13 protein-coding genes, 1 tRNA gene and 1 riboswitch are annotated in these 11,143 nt (G+C 42.3%); of the genes, 6 read left to right on the top strand and 8 right to left on the bottom strand.

Annotated features, from left to right (window positions below; genetic code table 11):
• Nucleotides 1–280 precede the first annotated feature (280 nt).
• On the bottom strand, nt 281–592 hold the full coding sequence (locus ACQCVE_RS18575) for an MGMT family protein (RefSeq protein WP_426863613.1): 312 nt from the start codon (nt 590–592) through the stop codon (nt 281–283).
• A gap of 211 nt (nt 593–803) precedes the next feature.
• Nucleotides 804–904, top strand: a riboswitch (TPP riboswitch).
• A 98-nt stretch (nt 905–1,002) separates the two neighbouring features.
• Between ACQCVE_RS18575 and thiT the strand changes: the two genes are divergently transcribed.
• On the top strand, nt 1,003–1,590 hold the full coding sequence (gene thiT / locus ACQCVE_RS18570; RefSeq protein WP_426842492.1) for an energy-coupled thiamine transporter ThiT: 588 nt from the start codon (nt 1,003–1,005) through the stop codon (nt 1,588–1,590).
• Here thiT and ACQCVE_RS18565 read toward each other — a convergent pair.
• Complete coding sequence (locus tag ACQCVE_RS18565; protein WP_426842493.1) at nt 1,585–2,214, bottom strand: class D sortase; 630 nt, start codon at nt 2,212–2,214, stop codon at nt 1,585–1,587. The genes thiT and ACQCVE_RS18565 overlap by 6 nt on opposite strands.
• A gap of 11 nt (nt 2,215–2,225) precedes the next feature.
• Nucleotides 2,226–3,407, bottom strand: coding sequence for a processed acidic surface protein (locus tag ACQCVE_RS18560; protein ID WP_426842494.1), 1,182 nt, complete (start codon nt 3,405–3,407; stop codon nt 2,226–2,228).
• A gap of 159 nt (nt 3,408–3,566) precedes the next feature.
• Between ACQCVE_RS18560 and ACQCVE_RS18555 the strand changes: the two genes are divergently transcribed.
• A complete protein-coding gene (locus ACQCVE_RS18555; protein ID WP_426842495.1) occupies nt 3,567–3,758 on the top strand; it encodes a hypothetical protein in 192 nt (63 codons plus the stop codon).
• Between the two features lie 68 nt (nt 3,759–3,826).
• Here the strand turns inward: ACQCVE_RS18555 and ACQCVE_RS18550 are convergent, their stop codons facing one another.
• Entirely contained in the window at nt 3,827–4,360 is a 534-nt protein-coding gene (locus ACQCVE_RS18550; RefSeq protein WP_426842496.1) for an N-acetyltransferase family protein, read from the bottom strand.
• A gap of 28 nt (nt 4,361–4,388) precedes the next feature.
• Nucleotides 4,389–5,321, bottom strand: coding sequence for a DMT family transporter (locus ACQCVE_RS18545; protein WP_426842497.1), 933 nt, complete (start codon nt 5,319–5,321; stop codon nt 4,389–4,391).
• A gap of 106 nt (nt 5,322–5,427) precedes the next feature.
• Here ACQCVE_RS18545 and ACQCVE_RS18540 point away from each other — a divergent pair, with 106 nt between their 5' ends.
• Together ACQCVE_RS18540 and ACQCVE_RS18535 are read left to right on the top strand one after the other, a co-directional pair.
• On the top strand, nt 5,428–7,062 hold the full coding sequence (locus ACQCVE_RS18540) for an AMP-binding protein (RefSeq protein ID WP_426863614.1): 1,635 nt from the start codon (nt 5,428–5,430) through the stop codon (nt 7,060–7,062).
• 70 nt (nt 7,063–7,132) lie between these two features.
• Nucleotides 7,133–7,627, top strand: a complete 495-nt coding sequence (locus ACQCVE_RS18535; protein ID WP_426842499.1) for a DinB family protein — start codon at nt 7,133–7,135, stop codon at nt 7,625–7,627.
• A gap of 38 nt (nt 7,628–7,665) precedes the next feature.
• On the opposite strand, the gene ACQCVE_RS18530 is transcribed toward ACQCVE_RS18535, so the two are convergent.
• A complete protein-coding gene (locus ACQCVE_RS18530; RefSeq protein WP_426842500.1) occupies nt 7,666–8,007 on the bottom strand; it encodes a hypothetical protein in 342 nt (113 codons plus the stop codon).
• 263 nt (nt 8,008–8,270) lie between these two features.
• On the opposite strand from ACQCVE_RS18530, the gene ACQCVE_RS18525 reads away from it, so the two are divergent.
• Nucleotides 8,271–8,343: transfer RNA gene (locus ACQCVE_RS18525), tRNA-Ala, on the top strand.
• 107 nt (nt 8,344–8,450) lie between these two features.
• On the opposite strand, the gene ACQCVE_RS18520 is transcribed toward ACQCVE_RS18525, so the two are convergent.
• Together ACQCVE_RS18520 and ACQCVE_RS18515 are read right to left on the bottom strand one after the other, a co-directional pair.
• Nucleotides 8,451–9,131, bottom strand: a complete 681-nt coding sequence (locus ACQCVE_RS18520; protein WP_426842501.1) for a hypothetical protein — start codon at nt 9,129–9,131, stop codon at nt 8,451–8,453.
• Between the two features lie 317 nt (nt 9,132–9,448).
• Nucleotides 9,449–9,862, bottom strand: a complete 414-nt coding sequence (locus ACQCVE_RS18515; protein ID WP_426863612.1) for a hypothetical protein — start codon at nt 9,860–9,862, stop codon at nt 9,449–9,451.
• Nucleotides 9,863–10,096: 234 nt separating this feature from the next.
• On the opposite strand from ACQCVE_RS18515, the gene ACQCVE_RS18510 reads away from it, so the two are divergent.
• On the top strand, nt 10,097–11,023 hold the full coding sequence (locus ACQCVE_RS18510; RefSeq protein WP_426863611.1) for an NAD(P)/FAD-dependent oxidoreductase: 927 nt from the start codon (nt 10,097–10,099) through the stop codon (nt 11,021–11,023).
• Nucleotides 11,024–11,143: the final 120 nt, after the last annotated feature.

The following is an 11,143-nucleotide window of genomic DNA, read 5'->3' as shown; positions in this document are numbered from 1 at the left end:
GCACGCCGCCAGCGTTCGTCCTGAGCCAGGATCAAACTCTCCAAAAAGTAGTTTGACTAGCTCTTGTTTAAAACTTTAGAATTAACGTTGGCACTTCGATTTGTTTAGTTTTCAAAGATCATTTTTTACCCCGCTTCAATTAGCGGCTTTAATAATATAACATGCCGCCCTTTTGGAGTCAACATCTTTTTTAAAAGCAGTAAAAAGTGTTTCGCCTGCTTCAGCGACGAATATTAATATATCACTATATCTTGATTAGCACAATAGTTTTTCACAGGATTTAAGTGAAAGTTTGATGCTGATAATCTTTAAGCGAAATGATGTTGTTCCTGCTTATCCGGATTCCTTCTATAACTAATGCCGTTTTTTGATGCTGAAGTGTTTCTTTATCCTTAATAGATAGTTCTCCTCTATAGTTAACAACCCTGTGCCATGGAAGATTGTATTTTTTACTCATCGAATGCAAAATTCTAACCACCTGTCTTGCCCCGCGCGGACTTCCGGCAGCATAAGCAATTTGACCATATGTCATAACCTTTCCTGCAGGAATGCTTTTAATAATCCCGATAACTTTTTCAGTAAACGGCTCCATGATCATTCTCCTTTTGTCCCGATTCCAGTTCAAGGTTTATCGAAGGAACTGTTTAAATTCCATCCTCTTTTACAGCAATTGTTCTGGAACCAGCCTTTGTTATTCCCCATTATCTTATCAAATTCAATTTTAATAAGAATGAAAAGTTCTTGTAAAGTATTGTCGAATAGGCTTGTTTAGTGTATATTGAAAATAATTAAATATTTCGGTATACGACCACAAGGGGAGCCTTTGGCTGAGAATGAACGTTCTGTTCTAGACCCTTTGAACCTGTTGGATAATGCTTGCGTAGGGATGTGGCTTGATCGTTTATTAAGTGATTAAAGCAGTGCGTGGAAACAAGTGAGCATTCCCCGCATTGCTTTTTTATATTCTCCTTTTGGTCGGTGCCCTTATAAGGAGAGAAAAGAATGAGAAATGAAAAATTGTTATTTATGACAGAAGCCGCGGTATTAACCGCTGCAGCTTTAATCCTTGACCTTTTATCGGGCTTTTTTATCAAGATGCCTCAAGGGGGATCCCTCTCACTGGGAATGATTCCGGTATTTTTAATGTCTTTTAGATGGGGATTAAAAGGCGGGCTTTTGACAGGCTTGCTTACAGGAATTCTCCAGCCTGTTTTGAGCACACTCTATTACGTTCACCCTGTCCAGGTCATTCTGGACTACCCCCTGCCGTTTATGCTGGTAGGAATGAGCGGACTTTTTGCCGGGTGGGTGCACAATTCCCTCAAAAATGGCAAATGGAATAATTTAATTGCCGTAATGGCTGCAGCATTGTTTGGTTCTGTTCTTCGGGCAGTCTCACATATCATTTCAGGAGTTTTCTTTTTCGGCTCCCTCGCGCCTGAAGGAGTTCCGGTTATGTGGTATTCAATCGGATATTCAGCTTCCTGGATGGTCCCTTCCTGGATTTTGGGCGGTCTATCTGTATGGCTCATTGTTCAAAATTCACCCAGTCTGATCAAGCCTTCCGATAAAAAATCCGCCAGCCTATAAGGCTCGCGGATTTTCTTTGTCTACAAGATTTGCGATCAGCACATATCTTTCCGGGGCAGAACCGATAAAATTGAAAGGATAGCAGGTTGAAACGGTTAACGTTGCTCTGGGCTTCGGCACAATAACCGTCCGATCATCTTCATCCACAATCCGGACTCTCCGCACTTTGTAAGTGAATTTCCCTGCACTTGTTTCTATAATGAGCAAATCTCCTTCACCCACTTTGCCCAGCTCCCTGAAGACCGTATCGCGGTGACCCGATAATACGGTATTATCTTTTTCACCCGGCAGTACAGATTGCGCAAAATGCCCTACTCCCTTTTCGAGCTCGTCTTCATCGGTACCATGATAGATTGGCAAAACGGCATGCAGCTTGGGAATCGTCAATTCACCCATTTTTTCGCCAATTTTCGGCCTTTTTTCATATAACTGATTCTTCACTTTTTCTTTTTCTTCCGCTTGAGCCGGCTCCGCTCTAACGATGTTGTATTCTGTTTTTTGCTGTTCATAAAAGAAAAAAGCTTTTGCCAGTTTAAACGCATTGGATCCCGAGATAAACAGTCCTGAGGCGATTAAAATACCTGCGGCAGTAAAAAGAAGAAGCCACCGCTTCTTCTTTAACAATATCCTTAATTTCATCGGTTTGCTGGACGCAGCTTTCTGACTGCAAAGATTCCCGCAGCAGCCATTAAAAGTCCGGCAATCAGCCAGTTAGCTGAAGGAGTGGCAGTTTCCGGCATTTTAGCGCCTTTAACTGTAGAAACCGCCGGGCCAGCTTTAGCAGGATTATTTTTGGCGTCTGCTACCGTTTGAGCCGTTTCTTTTATGTCCTGGCCCGTTTCAGCTATTAAATCAGATCCAATCATTTCTGCTGTCAGCAGCAAATCAAGAATGAGGCGATTCTCTTTATCGTATAGTTCCACTAATAGATCCGACCCGTCAACATCTTCCAGGTTCATCATCATTTCAAGAGCCAATTCTTTTTGGATGCCATCTTTTACAAGATAGTACTTCGCCTGCAATTCAAGCAGGTCCATCATTTCCCCATAGATTGAGATCATTTCACGGAGCTGATCTTCCGTTATTTCATCAACGCTTTCGAATTCGCCTATTGCCAGCATGCGATCAGCAAGCTCTACTAATTCAATGTCGAGGTTCGGATTGTTTTCGTATAATTTCTCAAAATGAGCTCCCAGGCGTTCATCCTCTTCCTCAGTCAGACTAAGCTCATTAAAGGCCTCTTCAAAGCCAGTTTCAAATTCTGGCATAGAGTTATAGATTGCTTCATCAAGTTCTTCAATAGAAGCATAATCTTCGATGCGGATATCCTGTTCTATTAAATAATCATCAAATTCTTTACGGGATTCAAACCAGTAGCTTTCCCATAGTTCCTGCAATGATTCATCGTTAATTTCAACAGGAAATTCTCCAGCTATATAGAGAGAATCTATCAATAAATTTTCAAACAGGAACGTATCAGTAATCGTTTCCTCTTCAAATAAGTCTCCGTTTTCAACGAGAAGATTTGTCGCTTTTTCTATAGTAAGCCCCATCTCTGCCAATATATCAGAGAGACTTTTTTGAACATCTATTCTTGCACCCAAATAGCTTTCCAATTCTTCTGCATTCTCAAAATCAGAAAGGCTTAAGCCTTCATAATCTTCCAGATACAGCTCCAAACCCTCCTGGGACAACTCCACTCTCTCTAAATACGCTTGAAACCTTTCGCTTCCTGCATCAACTTTATCTGCAGCCATTGCCGTATGCGCTGCAAAAAGCTGAAGCAGAACAAAACATGCCGCGAAATATTTTTTCACCGCAGTATCCCCCTGTAATCTATTTGTAATAAATTGATTATAGTCCGAAAAATTTGTCATGTATAGTGTAATATTTTTAAAATTACTTTTTGCGTTCTATTTAATCTTAGGAATGAATCTAATAGAGCAGAAGAAAAAATCAGCGGGGGGGACGTTCGGATGAGCTTAACCTTTTATTTTATGCTTGGAAGTTTTATATTATCGATTTTTCATTTTTTATACAGTTATAAAGAGGCCATTCGTTTAGGCAACGAGGAAGGTCCCGTTTTTGGTTGGGCATTAGTATTTAATGTTCCGCTTGCATTCCTGTTTGCGATTCTTGCAAATCTTTTTCATCAGCAGTTAAATTAATCCTTCTATCAGCTGAAGCCCTTTATTCTATCCAATTGAAAAGGGCCCTGCCGGAGCAGGTCCCTTTTTTATGAGCGTTTTCCCTGCAGAAGCATGGATTTAAGGCGTTCGATATCTTTCCAGCCAAAAGCATATTCAACATGTTCTTTCTTACCTATTGAAAATGTTTCTTCTGCAATCAATTCAGGAAAATAGGATTCATAGAAACCCCTTGCCGGATTATCGCTAATCACCCACACCAGCACTGACTGATGCCCCATTTGAATGAGATCGTCAATTGAGTTTAACAGCAGAGCACTGCCGATTCCTTTGCGCTGAACCTCCTCGTAAAGATATATTGCGTAAATCTCACTGTCAAACCCGTGTTTTTCAGAACGCTCTTTTCCGTAGCTCGAAAATCCGACAATCCGGCCATCTTCGTCCTCCGCTAGAATCAGCTGGTTTAAATCAGCCTGAGCCCATTGTTTCTCTTTTTCTTCATATGTAAGTGAACGAAGATAGTCAGAGTCTACAATTTCCCTATAAGTGGACCGCCAGCTGTCAACATGAACTTTCGCAATCGCTTTAATATCTTCCTCGGCTGCTTTTCTGATCTTAAACACATGACTTCCCCCTGATTAATCAAATTCTTTACTTTTCTATACCCGATTTCTTTCCTGATTCATCCATATTGCTTGAGTGAGAAGTTTTTATTCTTACATCTCCGGCAATAAAAAGAATAATTCCGGTGATGATCACTATACTCCCGGCTGCCTGAGTCCAAAAAATATTTTCATTCAGAATAAAATAAGCCAGGATGATCGCTCCTGCAGGCTCAAAAAGAATAGCCATCGAAATTGTATTCGTACTGGTCCACTTCAGGGCCCAATTAAACAGGGAATGACCAAGCAAATTCGGAAACACTGCAAGCATTAGAAGCATCAACAGATTTTCCCCATTCCCCGGATTAAGATTGTAGGAAAAAAGCAGGCAATAGACGAGCAAAGCGGCGGCGCTTATTCCATAAACAAGCGTTGTATACAAAATTAGTGTATGGCGCTTCCTTACATCCTGGCCAACTAGCAAATAAGCCGTCACCATAAAGCAGGCGGCCAAAGCCAATATATCACCGGCCAACGCCCATCCGCTGATTTGGAAATCCCCCCAGCTTATAATCGCACTTCCCCCAATTGCCAAAGCAGCACTCAAAACCGCTTGCCGCGAAACCCTTTCCCCAAATAGGAAGTAAGTTCCTGCAAAAGCAAACAGCGGCTGCAGTGTTACAAGGACAACTGAGCTTGCAACAGAGGTCAGCGCCAAGGACTCAAACCACAAAATAAAGTGGAAGGCCAGAAAAACTCCAGCAAGTGAAATATACAGCCAATCTTTTCTTGTCATGGTACGCAAACCTGCTCCTCTAGTAAATAAAAAAAACGGAAGCATAAGCAGAACCGAAAACAGCATCCGATAGAATGCCGTAACCGGCGGCGGTGTAGTCGTTAATTTAACCATAACCGCAGATGCCGATACCGAAACCACTCCAATAAGTAGAGCGATATATGAATAGGTCTTATGCTTATTCATGCTGGTCGTCTTCCTCCTATTACCTATCCTGAAAAGGGCGAGAATTGTAGAAAGATAGTTTTTAAAATATTCTGTTAATATTGTATAATGAAAGCGTCATCTTTTAATAAAAGGAGGTCCTATGAAACCATTAAAGCAACTGACGATCGGAGAAATGTTTTCTGAAACGGTTAGAGAGTATAAAGACTGTGATGCGATTGTGTATTCAAAAGAGGAGGTCCGCTATACCTACCAGGAATTTTACGGGGAAACAGCAAAAATTGCAAAAGCTCTTATGGGCCTTGGGATTAAAAAGGGAGATCACGTCGCTGTATGGGCAACAAATGTCCCAGAATGGCTCCTCCTGCAATTTGCCACTGCAAGAATGGGTGCTGTACTCGTCACGGTGAATACGAGCTACCAAGAGCACGAACTTGAATACTTGATGAAGCAATCGGATTCAAAAGCCCTCTTCCTTATTGATGGCTTCAAAGGGACCTCCTATACCGATATGCTGCAATCTATAATGAGTACCCCCGGCCATCCACTCACTAAGCTTAAACATGTCATTTACATAGGCAGCGGACCCGGCCCTGAAGGAATGTCCGGATGGAATGAATTTTTAATGCAGGCCGCCGGCGTATCTGATGAAGAGCTGGAAATGAGAGAAAAGGATCTTAATCAGCACGACGTCATTAATATGCAGTATACCTCTGGAACGACAGGATTTCCGAAAGGGGTCATGCTTACCCATCACAATATAGTAAACAATGCATACCTCGTTGCAAGCGCCATGAATCTCACCAGTCAGGATCGTCTTTGTATACCGGTTCCCTTCTTCCATTGCTTCGGTTGTGTGCTTAGTACAATGGCTGCCGTCACTGTGGGAGCGGCGATGGTTCCAATTGTGGAATTCAGTCCGGATTTAGTCCTTGAAACCGTGGAAAGGGAACGCTGCACCGGCCTGCAGGGAGTTCCAACAATGTTTATTTCCGAGCTTTCGCTGGATTCATTTCCTTCCTATGATTTGTCCTCCCTCCGGACCGGGATTATGGCAGGCTCCCCCTGCCCGGTCGAAGTGATGAAAAAAGTGATGGATCAAATGGGCATGAAGGAAATTACAATCTGCTATGGGCAAACCGAATCTTCACCAGTGATTACCCAAACAACAGTTACTGATTCAATCGAACGCAAAGTTGAAACAGTCGGCAGGCCCCATCCCCATGTAGAAGTGAAGATCATTAATCCGGTAACAGGGGAGGAATCGCCGCTTTTTGAGCAAGGAGAACTTTGTACGAGAGGATATTTGGTAATGAAGGGCTACTATAACATGCCCGATGCCACAAATGATGCGATTGATGGAGAGGGCTGGCTTCATACGGGCGACCTGGCAACGATGGATGAGGAAGGTTATATCAAAATTACCGGCAGGCTGAAAGATATGATCATCAGAGGCGGAGAGAACATTTACCCGCGTGAGATTGAAGAATTTTTATATAAGCACCCTGACATTATAGATGTACAGGTCATTGGGGTTCCTGATAAAAAATACGGAGAAAGGACCGCTGCCTGTATTCGTTTAAGAAGCGGAGCCTCTTTATCTGCAGATGAGATCCGAACGTATTGCCAAGGCAAGATCGCTTTTTATAAAATTCCGGAGTACTGTTTTTTTATGAACGAATACCCTATGACAGCCTCAGGAAAAATTCAAAAGTTCAAGCTGCGTGAGCAGGCATTGGTCTGGATTAAAGAAAAAGTTTAGGTGAGTTTCGGAAAGCGACTTCCTATTTCAGGTTTGATATGATGAAGGGGAAAAAGAGGAGGAATCCGCCATGTTTGAACATATGCAGAAAGTACGAGAAGAATTGCTCAACACTTTAAATGCGGTTACAGATGAACAATTCAATGAAAAGCCAGCATCAGATCAATGGAGCATTGGACAAGTGGTTGATCATCTTCAAAAAATGGAAAATATCGTATTGAAAAACCTGAAAGAATCCATTCCTGACGCTGAAGAAAAAGTCGTTGAGGAAAAGCAGCTCGAGATTGTAACCGATCGGTCGCGTAAAGTACCTGCTCCAGATTATGTGGCTCCAAGGTCTGCACCCATTGACCGTGTTGAAACCATAACCGCCCTCGAGGAAGCAAGACGTGATTTGACTCAGTTTACAGAGCTTCTGAAGGAAGATTTTGATCTGACAAAAAGAGCATTAAAGCATCCAGTACTCGGTGAGCTTTCTGTAAAGCAGTGGATTGAATTTGTAGGGTACCACGAAAAACGCCATCTGCTGCAAATTCAGGAAGTTAAAGAAAGCATAAGTGCCTAAATGGTAAAAGCAGCCATCCCTTTGGATCCGGCTGCTTTTCATTGCTTAATCAGTTTAACGTCACCGGTTGTCCTGTTTACCGAATAAGAAAGTTCCTGTTCGCCGGAGGCAGTATTTCCCCCTTCTATCCAAGAGGCACGGCAAATATACTCCTCAGCCGTCTCCAGCAAAAACTCAGCACCCGCTTCTTCTTTTCCCCCGCGCTCAAGAGAATCCACAACAAGCAGGAGCGCCTCATCTTTTGTTACTTCATGGTCAGCGAGGACCTCTTCCTGCAATGGCGACTTAAATCCTGCTGCAGTGATCAATTCTTCTCCAAAAAATTCATAAAACATAAACAGTGCAAGCCCTAATCCGAGAATTGCCTGTGCCGCTTTCATCCTTTCAGCCTCCCGCTCTTCTTCCTACTATTATTATCGGTCCTCAAAGCTGTCGAATAAAGGGGTTTTATGTAAATATAATGTAAATTATCAGGTCTTTTTACACTCGTAAAGGACTATTAGCATTTTGCCTTATTCTAATTGTTCCGTGGGCATCCCCTTTATGAAGCAAAGCTAATTCAAAATAACTTTTAAAAATGTTATTGACTTTTCCTGAAAAATCGTTATGATTTATATTATGCGCTAAAGCATAAAAATATTACGGGGCATTAGCTCAGCTGGGAGAGCGCTACACTGGCAGTGTAGAGGTCAGCGGTTCGAGCCCGCTATGCTCCATCCTTATAAACAAAAACCCTTTTATAGAAAAGGGTTTTTGTTTTTTTATTCTCCATTTCGGCTCCAGACTAATGTTATCCAAGGTAAAGCATCCTGCCGCTGAAAGATTAATTCTTTTCTTTAATGGCAGTAAGCAGATCAATTAAAAGACTTGTCTTCTCTTGTTTTACACTCGTACCGGCCTCTGGCAGGTTGACAAAAGTGAATTCCACAAAATAGTTGTTTGTAAAACATTGCTGCAGCACGTCACATCCGCCAAATACAGAAGTAATAAAGCGATTAAATCCGGTGAGCTGCACATTTTCACAATTTATTTCGTAATCACCAATTTCATCTGCTGAACAAAGCAGAACGTTGTCTACACAAATCTTTCCTTCGCAGCACATATGGCTTCGATTGTCCTGGTTCGTATAAAATGGCTCACATTGGTTCAAAGAAGAAGAGTCTACTTCCCCTCCGCAGTCTCCTTGAATTACAGTACTGATTACGTAAGGGATACAGCCCACCACACGCAATTGGTTAAATTCTACTTCAACGTTCCCGCATCCCTCAACGAAAACATTTCTTACACAAGTTTCGTTCAGTACTCTTAACTGGTTTAAGTTGTATGCCAGCCGTTCTGGGCCGATTACTGCGAAACCTTCCGGGATTTGTTTTCTGCAGCAGTCAGCGGCGATTAGGTTTATGGCACCGCACGGAGAATCCGCCGGAGCATGATTAACTTGTCCATTTTGTAACTCATTGTATTCTTTATATGAAAGCTTTTTAGCTTCTGATATATTAACCACTCCCAGTCATTGAAAATCAATCTGATAAAAGCATGAACCATAACCAGCTCTTACATCTTAACGGTTATGCAATATATCGTATGTTCATCAATGAGAAGTGACTGGACAAAGAGAAGGTGTGATTAACACAATTTTTTAACTCCTGACTGGTTCAATACCAGCTACCGTAGTCGAATTTCAGATATCATGACAGTTCCGCCATATGGTAGAGAGGTGCAGCCAGGAACACTCTTCTGAATGGTCTTTACGAAGCTGCCTTTTTCAACGTTTCATCCGCTTCCTACCTAGCTCACGTCCTCGTATCCAAAAATCTGTTCCTACTGCCTCTTCAATAAGAACCTTGGGGCAGGAAGAGACTCTTGTTCAGCTTCAAAATAAGCAAGCTTCCCGGGAATACTGGATACAATCGCAGGCATTCCCATCCCGACAGCCTTATGAAGTGCGGTTGATAGCGGCAGCTCCTTGCCATCAATCTCTTCATCCCAGGAAATCACATAGCAGGAGGCTCCGGCTCCATGCTGCTTCAATAATTTTGCTATATCCGCCGGGTCTGAATTTGGTTTCGGTATTTCTATTAAAAATTCCTCACGAAGAGTGGTTCTGTAAGAATGGCAAAGCCGGTCCAAAGCATCTTGGCGTTTTTTTGCTGATGCCAATTCGAATGTGACCCTGCTTTGAACTCTTTTCGTAAAAAATGCTCTTACGATAATTTCTTCTAGTTTTTTATTCACTCTTCGTCCCTCTTTTCAATATCTGCTGAAACAATTGATTCCATTTCATATACCGATTAGTTCCGCATGATCCACTATCTTAAAAGTAGTTTATAGGATCAATCGGTTTGATGGCAATAAGAAATCCTGCTGTTTAAAGGGCTTGGAAGCTGCCATCATTTCCAGTAAATGTTTCATTTTAAATAAAAAGGAAAAGATTAAAACTAGCAAGAGCTTTGGATTGGAGGAGAATACATGGCAACCAGAAAAGTCGATGTTTTAATAGCCGGCGGGGGCCCTTCAGGACTTAGTGCGGCTTTGGTTCTTGGACGGGCCAGGCGGTCTGTTTTGCTGATTGATGACGAAAAGCCGAGAAATGCTGTCGTCAGGCAATCACATGGATTTCTTACTAGAGATGGAATCGAACCGATGAAGCTAAGACAGCTTGCCAGGGAGCAAATCTCTCAATATGATTATGTGCACTTTGAACAGGATTGTGTGGAATCCATTGAAAAAGCGGGAAAACTGTTCCTTGCCTCCACTAGGAGCGGTCTAGCTGTATATAGCAGAAAGGTTATTATCGCAACAGGGATGAAGGATGACCTGCCTGATATTCCAGGACTTGCCGATGCCTACGGCAAATCCATTTTTATGTGTCCTTACTGTGACGGGTATGAGCTTCAAAGCAGACCTATGGCAGTATTTGGACAGGGGGAAAATTTAGTTAAGTTTGCATCCGTCATTTGGAATTGGAGTAAGGATTTAATCGTTTTTACAAATGGTGATGACCATCTTTCTGCCAATCAAAAAAAAGAACTGGAAGAGCACGGTATCCGTATAATAGAAACAGCCATTGCCGGACTTATGTCTGAAAAAGGCATGTTAAAATCCGTTGTTCTGAAGAATGGAGAGGAAATTCAACGTGAGTTTGGTTTTATAAAGAACTCCGGCCAGCACCAGTCTGCCCGCCTCCCCGATCAGCTCGGCATCCGCTTAAAGAATAATGGAGGCTATGAAACCCTTCGCCACGGCTTAACCGAAGCAGCAGGCCTTTTAGTTATCGGTGATGCTAAAAATGCCTTTACCTCTCTCATAGGTGCAGCAGGAGAAGGATATGAAGCGGGAGTAGCTTTAAATGATGATTTGATTCAGGAAGATTGGGAGAAGTCAGTCACACCCTAAAATGATCAGGATGAAACACCGCCATACATCCCCCATGAGGAAACCATTGGGTTTCCCGCCTATGAGAATGAATTCCATCTGCTTTTATGTGATTTACAACCGCTCAATCTGAACGTGATT

The sequence above is a fragment of the Metabacillus sp. 113a genome, assembly GCF_050107635.1.
GTDB lineage: Bacteria > Bacillota > Bacilli > Bacillales > Bacillaceae > Metabacillus_B.
Note: the sequence above shows the minus strand (reverse complement) of the source record. Positions and strands in the feature narration are given on the sequence as shown.